This window comes from Loktanella sp. 3ANDIMAR09 (assembly GCF_001420005.1).
In the GTDB taxonomy this organism is placed as follows: Bacteria; Pseudomonadota; Alphaproteobacteria; order Rhodobacterales; family Rhodobacteraceae; genus Loktanella.
In genome coordinates this window covers 106,819-122,495 of record NZ_LJAK01000003.1, presented here as the reverse complement: position 1 = coordinate 122,495, position 15,677 = coordinate 106,819, and the positions used below count along the sequence as shown (strand labels likewise).

Annotated in this window: 18 protein-coding genes; 12 read left to right on the top strand and 6 right to left on the bottom strand. The window is 62.0% G+C overall.

Annotation, left to right across the window (positions count from 1 at the left end; translation table 11 throughout):
* Positions 1-114 precede the first annotated feature (114 nt).
* Positions 115-1,629 carry a YifB family Mg chelatase-like AAA ATPase gene (locus tag AN189_RS05915; protein ID WP_056032542.1) on the top strand — a complete coding sequence of 505 codons (1,515 nt, stop codon included), beginning with the start codon at positions 115-117 and terminating at the stop codon, positions 1,627-1,629.
* Between the two features lie 24 nt (positions 1,630-1,653).
* On the opposite strand, the gene AN189_RS05910 is transcribed toward AN189_RS05915, so the two are convergent.
* Positions 1,654-1,986, bottom strand: a complete 333-nt coding sequence (locus AN189_RS05910) for a zinc ribbon domain-containing protein YjdM (protein WP_056032539.1) — start codon at positions 1,984-1,986, stop codon at positions 1,654-1,656.
* Between the two features lie 97 nt (positions 1,987-2,083).
* Positions 2,084-2,326, bottom strand: a complete 243-nt coding sequence (locus AN189_RS05905) for an accessory factor UbiK family protein (RefSeq protein ID WP_056032536.1) — start codon at positions 2,324-2,326, stop codon at positions 2,084-2,086.
* 109 nt (positions 2,327-2,435) lie between these two features.
* Here AN189_RS05905 and lgt point away from each other — a divergent pair, with 109 nt between their 5' ends.
* The 4 genes from lgt to AN189_RS05880 all read left to right on the top strand — a co-directional run bounded on the left by lgt (position 2,436) and on the right by AN189_RS05880 (position 5,568).
* Positions 2,436-3,311, top strand: coding sequence for a prolipoprotein diacylglyceryl transferase (gene lgt, locus AN189_RS05900; protein ID WP_056033226.1), 876 nt, complete (start codon positions 2,436-2,438; stop codon positions 3,309-3,311).
* The gene (locus tag AN189_RS05895) at positions 3,308-4,363 is read left to right on the top strand and encodes a class I SAM-dependent methyltransferase (protein ID WP_056032533.1); all 1,056 of its coding nucleotides are present in this window, start codon (positions 3,308-3,310) and stop codon (positions 4,361-4,363) included. Before lgt ends, AN189_RS05895 begins: the two co-directional genes overlap by 4 nt.
* Positions 4,360-5,118 (top strand): peptidoglycan editing factor PgeF, encoded by a 759-nt coding sequence (pgeF, locus tag AN189_RS05890; protein WP_056032530.1) that lies wholly within the window; start codon positions 4,360-4,362, stop codon positions 5,116-5,118. Before AN189_RS05895 ends, pgeF begins: the two co-directional genes overlap by 4 nt.
* Positions 5,119-5,388: 270 nt before the next feature.
* Positions 5,389-5,568 (top strand): hypothetical protein, encoded by a 180-nt coding sequence (locus tag AN189_RS05880; protein ID WP_056032524.1) that lies wholly within the window; start codon positions 5,389-5,391, stop codon positions 5,566-5,568.
* Positions 5,569-5,687: 119 nt separating this feature from the next.
* Here AN189_RS05880 and AN189_RS05875 read toward each other — a convergent pair whose 3' ends face one another.
* Positions 5,688-6,815: a carboxylate-amine ligase gene (locus AN189_RS05875; RefSeq protein ID WP_056033223.1), complete on the bottom strand. Its 1,128-nt coding sequence runs from the start codon at positions 6,813-6,815 to the stop codon at positions 5,688-5,690.
* Between the two features lie 414 nt (positions 6,816-7,229).
* Here AN189_RS05875 and AN189_RS05870 point away from each other — a divergent pair, with 414 nt between their 5' ends.
* Positions 7,230-7,865, top strand: a complete 636-nt coding sequence (locus AN189_RS05870) for a Hint domain-containing protein (RefSeq protein WP_056032521.1) — start codon at positions 7,230-7,232, stop codon at positions 7,863-7,865.
* Between the two features lie 58 nt (positions 7,866-7,923).
* Here AN189_RS05870 and AN189_RS05865 read toward each other — a convergent pair whose 3' ends face one another.
* Positions 7,924-8,424 carry an Lrp/AsnC family transcriptional regulator gene (locus tag AN189_RS05865; RefSeq protein ID WP_056032518.1) on the bottom strand — a complete coding sequence of 167 codons (501 nt, stop codon included), beginning with the start codon at positions 8,422-8,424 and terminating at the stop codon, positions 7,924-7,926.
* A 156-nt stretch (positions 8,425-8,580) separates the two neighbouring features.
* On the opposite strand from AN189_RS05865, the gene trxB reads away from it, so the two are divergent.
* The 3 genes from trxB to AN189_RS05850 all read left to right on the top strand — a co-directional run bounded on the left by trxB (position 8,581) and on the right by AN189_RS05850 (position 12,989).
* Positions 8,581-9,588: a thioredoxin-disulfide reductase gene (trxB, locus tag AN189_RS05860; RefSeq protein ID WP_056032515.1), complete on the top strand. Its 1,008-nt coding sequence runs from the start codon at positions 8,581-8,583 to the stop codon at positions 9,586-9,588.
* 227 nt (positions 9,589-9,815) lie between these two features.
* A complete protein-coding gene (locus tag AN189_RS05855) occupies positions 9,816-11,891 on the top strand; it encodes a bifunctional sulfate adenylyltransferase/adenylylsulfate kinase (protein ID WP_056033220.1) in 2,076 nt (691 codons plus the stop codon).
* A 162-nt stretch (positions 11,892-12,053) separates the two neighbouring features.
* Positions 12,054-12,989, top strand: coding sequence for a response regulator (locus AN189_RS05850; RefSeq protein ID WP_056032512.1), 936 nt, complete (start codon positions 12,054-12,056; stop codon positions 12,987-12,989).
* Positions 12,990-13,030: 41 nt separating this feature from the next.
* Here the strand turns inward: AN189_RS05850 and AN189_RS05845 are convergent, their stop codons facing one another.
* Both AN189_RS05845 and AN189_RS05840 read right to left on the bottom strand, forming a co-directional pair.
* Entirely contained in the window at positions 13,031-13,255 is a 225-nt protein-coding gene (locus AN189_RS05845) for a DUF1150 family protein (RefSeq protein ID WP_056032509.1), read from the bottom strand.
* 3 nt (positions 13,256-13,258) lie between these two features.
* Positions 13,259-13,672: an Hsp20 family protein gene (locus AN189_RS05840; protein WP_056032506.1), complete on the bottom strand. Its 414-nt coding sequence runs from the start codon at positions 13,670-13,672 to the stop codon at positions 13,259-13,261.
* A 157-nt stretch (positions 13,673-13,829) separates the two neighbouring features.
* Between AN189_RS05840 and AN189_RS05835 the strand changes: the two genes are divergently transcribed.
* From AN189_RS05835 to AN189_RS05825, 3 genes are all read left to right on the top strand, one after another.
* Positions 13,830-14,048 (top strand): YdcH family protein, encoded by a 219-nt coding sequence (locus AN189_RS05835; protein WP_056032503.1) that lies wholly within the window; start codon positions 13,830-13,832, stop codon positions 14,046-14,048.
* Between the two features lie 67 nt (positions 14,049-14,115).
* Positions 14,116-14,604, top strand: coding sequence for a 5-(carboxyamino)imidazole ribonucleotide mutase (gene purE, locus AN189_RS05830; RefSeq protein WP_056032500.1), 489 nt, complete (start codon positions 14,116-14,118; stop codon positions 14,602-14,604).
* Positions 14,597-15,670 (top strand): 5-(carboxyamino)imidazole ribonucleotide synthase, encoded by a 1,074-nt coding sequence (locus AN189_RS05825; RefSeq protein ID WP_056032498.1) that lies wholly within the window; start codon positions 14,597-14,599, stop codon positions 15,668-15,670. The genes purE and AN189_RS05825 overlap by 8 nt, the downstream gene beginning before the upstream one ends.
* Positions 15,671-15,677: the final 7 nt, after the last annotated feature.

Below are 15,677 nucleotides of genomic sequence, written 5' to 3'. Positions count from 1 at the left end.
CGGGGGCAGCGCCCCCTCCAGCATCGAAATCCCCCCCACGTTAACCAATCAGCGACGTTAACCAATTAACAACGATCTCGCGGTCAACTGGCGCGGCAACCATGACAGGCCACCATGACCGCCCTTGCCTATACAGTCGCCTTTGACGGCATCGACGCGCGGCTGGTGCAGGTGCAATGCGCCGTCACACCCGGACTGCCGGCCTTTGCCATCGTGGGCTTGCCCGACAAGGCTGTCTCCGAGGCACGCGAACGGGTACGGGCGGCCCTCGCAGCGCTGGCCATCGCCCTGCCCAGCGCGCGCATCAGCATCAACCTATCGCCCGCCGACATCCTCAAGGAAGGGTCGCATTTCGATCTACCCATCGCCCTCGCGGTGCTGGGCGCAATCGATATTCTGCCCAAGGACGACATCGCCGCCACCGTGGCCCTGGGCGAGCTGTCGCTGAACGGCACATTGGTGCCTGTCACAGGCGCGCTGCCCGCCGCCGTGGCCGCAGGGGCAGAGGATCGCGCGCTGATGTGTCCGCAGCCTTGCGGTGCAGAGGCCGCCTGGGTCGACAGCGTCCGCGTTCTGGCACCTGCCACGCTGTCGCAGGCCATCGACCATTTCACCGGACGCCGCGTGCTGGACCCCGCCGAGGCCGGAGAGGTCACCCATCACAGCGGCGCGCGCTGCCTGTCCGAGGTCAAGGGTCAGGAACGTGCAAAACGCGCGCTGGAAATCGCGGCGGCCGGGCGGCACCACCTGATGATGGTCGGCACGCCGGGATCGGGCAAATCCATGCTCGCCGCGCGCCTGCCCGGTCTGTTGCCGCCTCTGACGCCGGTCGAGGCGCTGGAAACCTCGATGATCCATTCGGTCGCGGGATTGCTGACCGAGGGCGGCATCAACCGCACCCGCCCGTTTCGCGAACCGCATCACACCGCCTCCACCCCCGCCATCGTCGGTGGCGGGCGCGGTGCCAAACCAGGGGAAATCAGCCTGGCGCACAACGGTGTGCTGTTCATGGACGAATTCCCGGAATTTCCGCGTCAGGTGCTGGAAACGCTGCGACAACCCATCGAGACCGGCGAGGTGGTTGTCGCCCGCGCCAATGCGCATGTCCGCTATCCTTGTCGGTTCATGCTGGTGGCGGCCGCGAACCCGTGCAAATGCGGATATCTGCCCGATCCGGCCCGCGCCTGCGGGCGCGCACCCGTCTGCGGCGACGATTACCTTGGACGCATCTCCGGGCCACTGATGGATCGTTTTGATTTGCGGGTCGAAGTGCCGCCCGTGGCCTATTCCGACCTCGACTTGCCCGCGACGGGCGAAACATCACAGGTGATCGCGCAGCGCATTGCAGGCGCGCGCCGCATCCAGACGGATCGCTACGCCGGGGAACCCGCGATGTGGTCCAACGCCGATGCACAAGGCGAGATGCTGGAGTCTGTTGCCACCCCTGATGATGCAGGCCGCGCATTGCTGCGCGACGTGGCCGAACGCTTTGGCCTGTCGGCACGGGGGTATCACCGCGTGCTGCGCGTCGCCCGCACGATTGCCGATCTCGAATCCAGCGATGACGTGTGCCGCGCCCATATCGCCGAGGCCGTCAGTTTTCGACTGACCCTGACCAAGGAGGTCTAGGACCCCGACAAATTGACCCTGCGCCTAGGTCACCTTTTTCACGAATTGTGATTTCAGTCCCATCTGGCCAAAGCCGGGGACCTTGCAGTCGATATCGTGATCACCGTCCACCAGACGGATATTGCTGACCTTTGTACCGACCTTGACCACACCAGCCCCCCCCTTGAGGCGCAGATCCTTGATCACGGCGACCGTGTCGCCATCCATCAGCGGGTTGCCCACCGCATCGCGCACCACATCAGCGGCGGTATCCCCGGCTGACCACGCATGGCCGCAGGCGGGACAATTCAGCAAGGCATCGACCGCATAGGTCATGTCGGCAGCACATTCGGGGCACGGTGGCAGGGTATCATCCATCTGCACCGCCTAGACCACCGGCGTGCCGCGCACAACAAAACACCCGCCACGCAGATGCGGGCGGGTGTTGTTTCGATGTCCGCTATCGCGGGTCAGATCAGCCCTTGGCCTCCAGCGCCTCGATCCGTGCAAGCAGGGCCGCGTTCTCTTCGCGTGCCTTTTGCGCCATGGCGCGGACGGCGTCGAATTCTTCGCGCGTGACAAAATCGCGGTCGGCCAGCCAGCGATCCATCATGCCCGAGATGGCATTGTTCGCCTCGTCCTTGGCCCCCTGGGCCACGCCCATCGCGTTGGTCATCAATTGGCTGATGTCGTCGAAAATCTTGCCGCGTTGTTGCATGGTATCCACCTGCGCTGAGGAATTTGTTACACCGTATATGGGCGGCGGCGCGCCTGTATTCAAGCGCGGCTGGTTGACTTCACCCGCGCCCGATTACACAGATGGCGGCATGTTGGCCGCCCTTCCCTTTCCCGACATCTCCCCCGAGGTGTTTTCGATCGACCTGTTCGGGCGCAGTTTTGCCCTGCGGTGGTATGCGCTGGCCTATATCGTGGGCATCGCCATCGGCTATCAGATGATCAAGCAGGCACTGAACCGCCCCGCGCTGTGGCGCGGTGAACCCCCGGTCCCGGCGGCGCGGCTGGAAGATTACCTGACCTATATCGTGGTGGGCGTGATCGCGGGCGGGCGTCTGGGCTACTGTCTGTTCTATCAACCAGCCTACTACCTGGCCAATCCGCTGGAAATTCCCGCGATCTGGACCGGCGGCATGTCGTTTCACGGCGGATTTCTGGGAGTCGTTCTGGCGGTCTATCTGTTCAGCCGCCGCAACGGCGCGTCGTTCGGGTCGATGGCGGATGTGACCTGTCTGGCCGCGACACCCGCGATCCTGCTGGTGCGTATCGCGAATTTCGTCAACGCAGAGCTCTGGGGGCGCCCGACCGACGTGCCCTGGGCTGTGGTGTTTCCGGGGGCCGCGGCACAGGACTGTGGCGACATCGTGGGACTGTGTGCCCGGCACCCCAGTCAGTTGTACGAATCCGCACTCGAGGGGTTGGTGCTGGGCGCGATCCTGCTGTTCCTCGTGTATCGCCGGGGCGGGTTGAAAACACCCTGGTTCATCACGGGCGTGTTCTGCGCAGGCTATGCGCTGGCGCGGTTCATGGTCGAATTCGTACGCCAGCCCGATGCGCAGTTTCAGGGCCCGGGCAACCCGCTGGGCTGGGCGCTGGATTTCGGCGCATGGGGTCTGACGATGGGCCAATTGCTCAGCCTGCCGATGATCCTGTTCGGCGTGACGCTGATCGTGTTGTCGCGCCGATGACGCTGACGGATCGTCTGATGGCGCGCATCGCCACCGACGGCCCGATGACATTGGCCGACTACATGTCCACCTGCCTGCTGGACCCCACCGACGGCTATTATGCGACCCGCGACCCGTTCGGGGTGGCGGGCGATTTCATCACCGCACCCGAGATCAGCCAGATGTTCGGCGAACTGATCGGCCTCGCGCTGGCGCAGGCGTGGATAGATCAGGGATCACCTGCACGTTTTTCGCTGGCTGAGCCGGGACCGGGGCGCGGGACGCTGATGGCGGATATCCTGCGCGCCACGGCACGGGTGCCGGGGTTCCGCGATGCCGCAGAGGTCCACCTGATCGAGGCGTCGCCGGTGCTGCGCGCGGCACAGGCGCAGCGGGTGCCTGATGCGATCTGGCTGGATCATCTGGATGCCCTGCCCGCCCAGCCGCTGTTTCTGGTCGCCAACGAATTTTTCGACGCGCTGCCGATCCGGCAGTTCCAGCGCGACGGTGAAGGCTGGCGCGAACGTGTCGTGGGCCTGTCGGATGGCGTACTGGCGCTGGGACTGACCGACCCCGCCCCGCTGGCAATGCTGGCGGACCGCCTGGACGACACCCGCGACGGCGACGTGGTCGAGGTCAGCACGCCCGCGCAGGATGCCGCCCGCATCATCGGTTCGCGCATTGCAGGTCATGGCGGTGCGGCACTGATCGTGGATTACGGCGGCTGGACCAGTTTCGGCGACACGTTTCAGGCGGTGCAGGCGCACCAGCCCGTCGATCCCTTTGCCACGCCGGGGGCGGCGGACCTGACAGCGCATGTCGATTTCGCGGCATTGGCACAGGCAGCACAGCCTGCGCTGCACAGCAAACTGACGCCACAAGGCGTGTTTCTCGAACGCCTCGGGATCAGCAACCGGGCGCAGGCGCTTGCCAAAGGTTTGAGCGAACCCGCACGCGAAACCCTGATTTCGGCCCATCGACGGTTGACCCACCCCGCCGAAATGGGCGACCTATTCAAGGTATTGGGCCTGTATGCCGCAGGCAGCACGCCGCCACCGGGACTGACCGCATGACACTTGCCCCGATTACCGACGATGCCCTGGCACCCTTGCGCCACGGTTTTTTCACCCGCAAGGGCGGTGCGTCCTCTGGAATCTATGCATCGCTAAACTGCGGCATCGGCAGCGCCGATCAGTCGGAAATCGTGGCGATCAACCGTGAACGGGTCGCAGGTCACATGGGGGTCGACCCGGATTGGCTGGTAGGTGTCTATCAGGTGCATTCGCCCGATGTGGTGGCCGTCACGGGGCCATTGACCACATTGCCCAAGGCCGACGGGATCGTTACGGCCACCCCCGGCGTCGCCCTGTGCACCCTGAGCGCCGATTGTCAGCCCGTGCTGTTTGCCGATGCGCAGGCGCGGGTGATCGGCGCGGCCCATGCCGGCTGGAAAGGCGCGCTGTCGGGGGTTTTGGAGAACACGATCGACGCAATGGTGGCGCTGGGTGCTCACCGGGCGCGGATCAGCGCCGTCATCGGACCATCCATCAGCCAGGCCGCCTATGAGGTCGGACCGGAATTCATGGATGCCTTTTTGACCGAAGACAACGCCAACAGCCGGTTCTTTGCCAATGGGGCCGGCGACAGGCTGCATTTCGATCTGCCCGCCTACGGGTTGCACCGCCTGCGCGGTGCCGGGATTGGTCATGCGTCATGGACGCGGCACTGCACCTATGCGGACCCTGCGCGATTCTTCAGCTATCGCAGGTCCACCCATGCAAATGATGCAGATTACGGGCGCATGATTGCGTCCATCGTGCTGGATTAGGGCCGCTTTGCGGCGACAGGCCGCCGCCGTTCTGCCACAAAATGCGAAACAATGCGTGGGCCACGGGCGGCATTGGCGTAGAAATCAGCACAAAAACACTGAAAACATAGTGTTTCGCATGCAGCAACAACGCTGCCAAATTTCACCCGCCAGTGATGACAAAAAAACTGAAAATCCCGATCCATTGTCCAATTGCTGCCCATTCCCGGGGTGAAACTGTTTCCAATCCCGCAGAAAAGCGCGGGCATTTTGAAACAGAGGACCGAGACAATGAGCAAAGCACGCTGGATGAAGAACACCATCGCCGAAGCCGAGAAATGCACGACCAAAATGCCTTGGGAGCGCGGATTGCGCCGTCAGGCCATGATCGCGCGCCGGCTTGAAACCGAAGGTCGCGACAAGAAGATCTCTCTGGCACCGCTTCCCGAAGGCATGTCGCTGGCAGGCTAGACCCCCGCACCGTTTTCCCGACGACCGGCTGCTTCCCCTCCGCCGGTCCACTGCCCCCGTGCGGACCACCTCTGGCCGCACGGGCTTTTTCCACCACACCAGAGGGACGCACTGGCCCGTCAGATGGCGGTAAAATCATCCGCCAGCGCGCGCACGACAGCGCAAAGCGCGTCATGGGTGTCAGCACCCCCATCCATTGCAGATTGATACAGCGCCCTTTGGCGATCCGCATCGGTTCCGGACCTTGCGATATCTGCAATCCGCGACGCCTCGGCCACGCTGTTCAGTGCCGACATATCCTCTGAAATGAGGTCCAGCAGTTCATCCATCAGCTGCGGCATGGGCACGATCCGATCGGCTGCACTGTCGATCAGGCCAGCAGAGACGCCGTATCGCTGCGCGCGCCAGCGGTTTTCCTGCACCATGATCGGGTCGGCGTCGCGCCAGGGCTGTCCATGACGGGTGCGCCGCCACAGCATTCGGGTCAGCGCCTGAACGACCGCCGCGATGGTCAGCGTATCCGCAAGGCGCGGCGAGACATCGCAAATCCGCGTCTCGAGCGTCGGAAATTTACCGGATGGACGCAGATCCCACCAGATCTTGGACGAATCCTCGATCACGCCAAGTCCGACCAGACGCTGCACGCGCGATTCCCAGTCCGCCCAGTCCCGCAGGCGCGGCGGCAGCCCTGTCCGCGGCATGGAATCGAAAACGGCCATGCGATAGCTGGCAAGCCCGGTGTCCCTGCCCTGCCAGAACGGCGAAGATGCGGACAAGGCCAGAAGATGCGGCAGAAAATAGGACAGCTGATTCATCAGCGCGATGCGACTGTCCTGGTCGGGCAACCCCACGTGAACGTGCATGCCACCGATCAACATGCGGCGTGCGACAGCCCCCAGATCATCGTCCAGCTGATCATAGCGCGGTTTGTCCGTGCGACCCTGCTGTTTCCAATCACCAAAAGGATGGCAAGACGCCGCGACAGGCCGTAGCCCATGGTCTGCGGCCAGTTTCGCGACGGTTTTGCGTAATTGCGCCAGATCGGCGCGCGCCTCAGCGATGGTGGCGCAGATACCGGTTCCGACCTCGACCTGGCAGTTCAGAAATTCTGTGCTGACCTGATCGCCCAGCGCCGCAGTCAGCGCCGCCATCAGCGGATCCGGTGCCGCGGCCAGCTCAAACGTCTCTGCATCGACCAGCAGATATTCCTCTTCGATCCCGATGGTGAATTCAGGCAACTGTGTCACGTCTGTGCTTTCCCTCGTGATTCCCGCCGCGTGCAGACCTTTGATTCGGCCAAATATGGCAAAATCTCCCGTCATTTCCTGAACAATCGCCGCCAGGAAAGGGGACTATCGCCAGTCGCAATTCAATCTTGCGAATAGTTTGACGAAATGCGGCGAATGACGCCTTAATCAACCCAACAGCAACGATCTCCTCAGATGTTGTCGGTGGGGCCGACAGATGATGTGACAAGCCAGATGGTGCGACACATGCTAAATCAGTCCCTCCCGCGGTCCGCGTCCCACGCGCCGCAACGGAATACGACCCCGGTTTCCTCAGACCGGACAGCTGGTCTGGATGGACAATCTCGACGCGTGAAGCCTCTCATGCGTCGCTACGAGATTGTCCATCTGACTCCCTCCTCTGACATTGATGATATGACCCGGATTGCCCCGGCCATACCTCTGTTTGAAAACTGCTTTGCCGCGATTGGGCGCGGCGCGATCGTCACCACGGACGCCGGCCCCTGCGCGGTCGAGGATCTGTGGCCCGGCGATCGTGTGATGACGACCAGCCACGGCATGATGCAGCTGTTGTGGAAAGGCTGCATGCAGATCGTACCCGGTACGCAGAATGCAAATCCCGAAATGGGAACAATGACGCGATTGACGCAGGACGCACTGGGCTACCGCAAACCGAATGCGGACGTCGTGCTGGGTCCGGCTGCACGCATCGCCCACCGCCACAACATGAGCAAGCGTTTGTCCGGGGACGAGGTATCGTTCATCCTCGCGCGTGATTTCATCGACCAGTCCGCCATCGTCGAATTGCATCCCGCCACGGCGGTGGACGTCTATCAGTTGGGGTTCCGCGAACACGCGAGCATCATCATCGGCGGCGGTCTGGAGATTGAATCGCTGCACCCCGGCCTGCCGCACCTGCTGAAACTGCGCAACGATGGCCGGGAACTGTTGATGTCGATGTTCCCGCACATGGAGCAACTGGGCGATTTCGGCCCGCTGCTGCATCCCCGCCTGCATCTGCGCGATCTGGACCTGTCATCCATCACATGACACCTATGTCGCAGGACATGTCATCCGGCGCACAGGCATAGACCCATGACGGATGGTATCAGGCGTCTTTTGCCAGCCGTGCCTCAAGCACATCGAACGGCACGCCGGGTTCATCCTTTGCGCCACGGATCACGAGGGATGTCTTGACGCTTGCCACGTTGGGCGCGCTGGTCAATTCCTCGGTCAGGAACCGCTGAAAGCTCCGCAGGTCGGGGGCCACGCATTTCAGGATGAAATCGACTTCGCCGTTTAGCATATGACATTCGCGTACCAGCGGCCAATGTGCGCAACGCCCCTCGAATGCTGACAGATCAGCCTCGGCCTGGCTGACCAGTCCGACCATGGCAAAGACCTGAACCTCGAACCCCAGTTCGCGCGGATCGACATCGGCATGATAGCCCAGGATGTAGCCCTGCTCCTCCAGCGTGCGGACACGGCGCAGGCAGGGCGGCGCGCTGATGCCGACCCGTTTTGCCAATTCCACATTTGTCATCCGGCCGTCGGCCTGAAGTTCTGCAAGAATCATCCGGTCGATTTCGTCCAGCTTTGCACCCGGCATTTTGGGGGGTCTCTCCTTATTGTTGTTTTGATTACTACGACCAAAGGCAAACCTGCGCAACAAAGTTTCATTGACGCGCAACTTTCAGAAACGCAGTTGACCTTTCGCTGCCAGCCCGGCCCGACTATATGGGGAACAACACCGACAGGAGGTCCCATGTCCACACCCCAGCACACCCGTGTCCTGATCGTAGGCTCTGGCCCGGCAGGCTATACCGCAGGCGTCTATGCATCCCGCGCGATGCTGGAACCCATGCTGATCCAGGGGATCGAACCGGGCGGTCAGCTGACCACCACCACCGAGGTCGAAAACTGGCCCGGCGATACCGAAGTGCAGGGCCCCGACCTGATGGTCCGGATGGAGGCCCACGCCCGCGCGATGGGCTGCAACATCGTGCATGACATCGTGACGGACCTGGACCTGTCCAAACGCCCCTTTACCGCGACCTGCGACAGCGGGTCGGTTGTGACGGCTGACGCGGTGATTTTGGCCACCGGTGCGCGCGCCAAATGGCTGGGCCTGCCCTCTGAAGAGAAATTTAAAGGGTTCGGCGTCAGCGCCTGCGCGACCTGCGACGGATTTTTCTACCGTGGTCAGGAAATCATCGTGGTTGGCGGCGGCAACACGGCCGTCGAAGAGGCATTGTTCCTGACGAATTTCGCATCCAAGGTCACGCTGGTGCACCGCCGCGACGAATTGCGCGCCGAAAAGATCCTGCAAAACCGCCTGTTGAAGAACCCCAAGATCGAAACGCTGTGGTTCCACGAGATCGACGAGATCGTCGGCACCGAAAACCCCAAGGGGGTCGAGGCGGTGCGCCTGAAACACGTCGAAACCGGCGAGATCACGGAAATCGCGGCCAAGGGCGTGTTCATCGCCATAGGTCACGCACCGGCGTCCGAACTGGTCAAGGACAAGCTGGAAACCCACAATGGCGGCTATGTGGTGGTTGAACCCGGCACGACGCGCACGGCGATCCCCGGCGTCTTTGCCGCTGGTGACCTGACCGACCACGTCTACCGTCAGGCCGTGACCAGCGCCGGGATGGGCTGCATGGCGGCACTGGACGCGGAACGGTTCCTGGCCGAACAGGACGACAGTGATGTCGAGGCCGACACCACACTTCCGCTGGGCTATGGCGCACCTGTCGACGCAGCAGAGTAAACGGCACAGGCCAGTTTGATGCGAAATCGGGGCCGGGCTGCGCAGTGCAGGCCGGCCCCCTTGTTTCTGCACCACCGCGCAATGGCGCGCAGGGCGGCGCATTGGCCACGCACCTACCCTGTTTTCAGCGCAAATCCGCGATTTTCAACTTTGGACACATGTTTGTTCTTTTGTGAACGCAATTTTCCTGTATGCGTTCACGCGTGAACAAAGATTGAGTCGTGATCGTGGCCGTCCAGACCATAGCACCCATATCTGACGAAGAGGTCGCCCTGTTTCGGCTGCTGCGTCAAGTCAACCTTGCGCCCGAGGCGTCGCAGCGTGCGACGGCTGTGGCGCTTGGGGTGTCGCTTGGACGTTTGAACGCATTGCTCAAGTCGGCGGTTGCCGCCGGATTCATCCAGATCAGCGACCGCGCCAGCGCCGACCGGCGACAGCGGTTTTCCTATGTGCTGACCCATCGCGGGGCAGCCGAAATGGTGCGGTTGAGGGATCAGTTCCTTGCCCGAAAATTCGCTGAATACGACGCCCTTCATGCCGAACTGACCGGAACGACCAGCGGCTACATTCCAACCACCCACAGGACCCAAATGATGCAAAACAACCTTGCCCCCATCCCAGAGCTATACGTGTCGTTCGAGAGCGCACAAAAGATGAAGCATGAGGCCGGGAATCTGACCAGCCACGACCTGACGCCACGCCAGATCTGCGATCTGGAACTGCTGATGAACGGTGGCTTCAACCCGCTCAAGGGGTTCCTGTCCGAGGCAGATTACAACGGTGTCGTGGAAAACATGCGCACCGCGGACGGCCACCTGTGGCCGATTCCGATCACGCTGGACGTGACCGACGCCTTTGCCGATACGATCGAACTGGGTCAGGACATCGCGCTGCGCGACCAGGAGGGCGTGATCCTTGCGACCATGACGGTTACGGACAAATGGGTGCCCAACAAGGCCCGCGAGGCCGAAATGGTGTTCGGTGCCGACGATTCCGCGCACCCCGCCGTCAACTATCTGCACAACACCGCAGGCAACGTCTACCTGGGTGGCCCGGTGACCGGCATTCAGCAGCCGGTGCACTATGATTTCCGCGGCCGCCGCGACACGCCCAACGAACTGCGCGCCTATTTCCGCAAGCTGGGCTGGCGCAAGGTCGTGGCGTTCCAGACCCGCAACCCGCTGCACCGCGCGCATCAGGAACTGACGTTCCGCGCCGCCAAGGAGGCACAGGCCAACCTGCTAATCCACCCCGTCGTGGGCCTGACCAAGCCGGGCGACGTCGATCACTTTACACGCGTGCGCTGCTACGAGGCGGTGCTGGACCAGTACCAGCCGTCAACGACCACCATGTCCCTGCTGAACCTCGCGATGCGCATGGCCGGTCCGCGCGAGGCCGTGTGGCACGGATTGATCCGCAAGAACCACGGCTGCACCCATTTCATCGTCGGCCGCGACCACGCAGGCCCGGGCAAGAACTCTGCCGGTGACGATTTCTACGGCCCCTATGATGCGCAGGACCTGTTCCGCGAGCATCAAGAGGAAATGGGCATCGAAATGGTCGATTTCAAACACATGGTCTATGTGCAGGAACGCGCCCAATACGAACCCGCAGATGAGATTGAGGACCGCGACAACGTCACGATTCTGAACATTTCCGGCACCGAACTGCGTCGCCGCCTGCAAGAGGGCCTGGAAATCCCGGAATGGTTCAGCTTTCCGCAGGTTGTCGAAGAGCTGCGCCGCACCAAGCCAGCCCGGTCCAAGCAGGGCTTTACCGTGTTTTTCACCGGTTTCTCGGGTTCGGGCAAATCCACCATCGCCAATGCGCTGATGGTCAAGCTGATGGAAATGGGTGGCCGCCCGGTCACGTTGCTGGACGGTGACATCGTGCGCAAGAACCTGTCGTCGGAACTGGGCTTTTCCAAGGAACACCGCGACCTGAACATCCGCCGCATCGGCTATGTCGCGTCCGAGATCACCAAGAACGGCGGCATCGCCATCTGTGCGCCCATCGCACCCTATGCCACGACCCGCCGCGCCGTGCGCGAAGAGATCGAGGATTTCGGCGCATTCATCGAGGTGCACGTCGCAACCTCGATCGAGGAATGCGAGCGCCGCGACCGCAAGGGCCTGTACAAGCTGGCACGCGAAGGCAAGATCAAGGAATTCACCGGAATTTCCGACCCCTATGACGTTCCGAAGGACCCTGAACTGCGGCTGGATACCGAAGGACAGGATGTCGACAACTGCGCACATCAGGTCATTCTGAAGCTGGAATCCATGGGCCTGATCAGCGGCTAGATCCGACGCGAACATGCAAAGCAAAAGGCCGGGCATCAGCCCGGCCTTTTTTCTGTGGTCGGCCACAAACTGCGACCTCTTGCCACGTCCTCTCCATGATTTTGCCCAGATCGGCTGCGATCACGAACAAAACAAAGCTGCTCTCAAGAGAGGAAAAAGGGAATGCGTATCCTGGCGGTGGACGACGACCCTATCATTCTTGACTTTCTTTGCGATCCTGACGTTCTGGGCGGCACTCATGTGATCACGCCCGTTGGCTGCGCGGCGGACGCGTTGCGGGCTATCGCAGAGGCGGAAACGCCCTTTGACGCACTGCTGATCGATATCTACCTGCCCGGCCAGAACGGGATGGCGCTGTGCGGTGCCGTGCGCAAACTGGATGACTACGATCAGACGCCAATCGTCATCATGACGGCCAGCAACGATGTCGACCTGATCCAAGAGGCCTTTTCCGCCGGAGCGACCGATTTCGTCAGGAAACCTTTTGACGGACTCGAACTGCTGACACGCGTGCTGGTTGCCGAAACACTGGCTGACGCGGTTCAAAAGAGGCGCGAGGCACAGATCAGGGTAAACAGCCTGTCCGTGCTGCTGACGGATGCGTTTTCCCTGCTGCCGCCGCAGTCCGCACAGACCGGATTGCTGCGCTATATGGAGCTTGAAAACAGATTGCTGACCGCCCCGCAGGGCTGTCATGCGTTGCATCTGTTCCACATCATGGTGCCCAACGCCGAGCGCACCCCCAAGCCACAAGAGGCCGAGGCCTTTGCCGCTGATCTGCGTGCGGTCGCCAGTGCCGCGCTGTCATCAGGCAACCACAAGATGGATCTGGCCTACGCAGGTCACGGTCTGTTCGTTGGTGTGACCTACGGGCGCCGCTGCGAATCCATGAGCGCACTACAGATCAACATCGTGAAATCGCTGATTGAGGCCGGTCAGGACCGGATTGCCGACGGCATCACCTGCGGCAGCATTTCAGGAACGCGCGTCTGGACCAGCAGAACCGCGGTGGCCGCGGTCCGGCATTTCGTAAATGTCCACTCGGATTGTAGCGGGTCCGGCGACGTCATGGACGACGAATTGTTCGAAGTCGCCTGACGCCGCTGCATGGGCGAACCGGACAGGTTCGCCCTGATCGGTTATTGCAGGGTCACCAGCTGCATGTCGTGTTCGGCGGCCAGATGTGTGGCGATACCTTCGCTGGCAACAAGTGCGACCTGTTCGCCCTTGGTGTTGTGCACCGCGAACAGCGTGTCCAGATCGCCCGCCTGCTGGCGGACATCATCGGGCAGATCGTCGACCTGCACCTGCTTGAGATAGACGATGTTCTGGCCCAGATCGGCGAAGTCTTTTTTCGTGAACATGATTTAACCTTTCGAGATCTGTATTGTCTGGATAACGCGGTCGGGCTGCTTTCGGTTCAGATCGATGTGCAACAGGCCATTTTCCATCGTGGCGGCACCAACATCGACACCGTCAGCCAACACGAATGCACGTTGAAACTGTCGCCCGGCGATACCGCGGTGCAAAAACACGCGTTCGCCCATATCCTCGGTCATACGGCCACGGATCAACAGGGTCGCATCCTCGACCGTGATGCTCAGGTCATCCGCGGCAAAGCCCGCGACGGCGAGCGTGATCCGGTAGGATGTGTCAGAGGTCTGTTCGATGTTGTAGGGCGGATAGCCTTCGTTACCGGATTTGGCGGTGCGTTCCACCAGCCGTTCCAGCCCCTCGAACCCCAGCAGGAACGGATGCGTTCCCAAAGCCAATTTCGTCATTGCGATCAGTCCTTATATGCAAGCGACATCAATCGTGCGGTCCCGTAACGGCAACCGTCCTGTTGAAAATATGGGTGCAGCGCGCGCCCCGCGCAAGACCCTATGCCTGTGGGACAGTTCGCGCTAAAAGGACGTTCAGACAGACAGGCAATCGCGCATGAACACCTCATCCCGACTATCAGAGACCGAAGTGCAGCGCATCGAATTGGGCGTGCTGCGGCAGGAACACCATGATCTCGACCTTGCGATTTCAGCGTTGCAGATGACCCACCCCGGCGACGTGCTGACCATCAAACGGCTGAAACGCAAGAAACTGATGCTCAAGGATCGGATCGCGCGGATCGCGGACCAGCTGAACCCCGACATCATCGCCTAAAGGCGCATTGCGCCCCTGCGGCTGCTGACTATAGTGCCGCTTCGTTCAATTACCGGGGTGTCCCGCCATGACCCAACCACCTGTCGGCATCATCATGGGTAGCCAGTCCGACTGGCCCACGATGAAAGAGGCCGCGCTGATCCTCGACACCCTTGGCGTCGCCTATGAAACCCGGATCGTGTCGGCGCATCGCACGCCGGACCGTCTGTGGGACTACGGCAAGGGTGCCGTGGATCGCGGATTGCAGGTCATCATCGCAGGGGCCGGGGGTGCGGCGCATCTGCCCGGCATGATGGCGTCGAAAACCCGCGTGCCGGTGATCGGCGTGCCGGTCCAGACCAAGGCGCTGTCGGGCGTGGACAGCCTGTATTCCATCCTGCAAATGCCGCGCGGTTTCCCCGTTGCCACCATGGCGATCGGGGCTGCTGGCGCACAGAATGCCGGCCTGATGGCCGCCGGGATCCTCGCCTTGCAGGACGCCGATCTGGCCGCGCGTCTGGACCAGTGGCGCAGCGACCTGTCCGCATCCATTCCAGAGGTCCCGACCGATGACTGAACCGCTGCGCACGGGTGCGACCATCGGCATTCTGGGCGGCGGCCAACTGGGTCGGATGCTGTCAGTGGCCGCCAGCCGGTTGGGCTTCAAGACCTGCGTGTTCGAGCCGGGTTCCGATTGCCCGGCAAGCCATGTGGCGAATTTCCACCTCAAGGCCGATTACGACGACCATGCGGCACTCGAACGCTTTGCCCGGTCGGTCGATGTGATCACCTACGAATTCGAAAACATCCCAACCGCCGCGCTGGATGTGCTGGAGGCGATCACGCCAATCCACCCTAACCGCCGCGCGCTTGCGACCTCGCAGGATCGTTTGACGGAAAAGGACTTTCTGACTGGCATCGGCCTGACCGTCGCCCCCTTTTCCGATGTGACGGATGCGGACAGCCTGCGCGCGGCATTGGACAACATCGGCACACCGTCGATCCTGAAAACCCGGCGCATGGGTTACGATGGCAAGGGGCAGGCCCGGATCAAATCGCCGGACGACGCGGACGACGCCTTGGCCGCGATGAACGGTGCGCCTGCCGTGCTGGAAGGTTTCGTCGATTTTCAGCGCGAGGTGTCGGTGATTGCAGCACGCGCGCAGGATGGGTCCGTTGCCTGCTATGACCCCGGCGAAAACGTGCACCGCGACGGGATTTTGCACACCACGACCGTGCCCGCATCACTCTCGCCCAGTCAGCGCACCGACGCCGTGCTGATTGCCGCACGGGTGCTGAACGCGTTGGATTACGTGGGCGTTCTGGGTGTGGAGCTGTTCGTGACCCGCGATGCGCTGATCGTGAACGAAATTGCGCCGCGCGTGCATAATTCGGGCCATTGGACCCAGAACGGCTGTGCCATCGACCAGTTCGAACAGCACATTCGCGCGGTGGCGGGCTGGCCGCTGGGCGACGGAAGCCGCCACAGCAATGTCACCATGGAAAACCTGATCGGGGACGACATGGACCGTGTTCCCCTGATCGCCAAAACCAGCGCCAGCCTGCACCTGTATGGCAAGGCCGATGTCAAACCGGGTCGCAAGATGGGTCATGTAAACACGGTCACGGGTGCAGCGACCTAGGACCGCG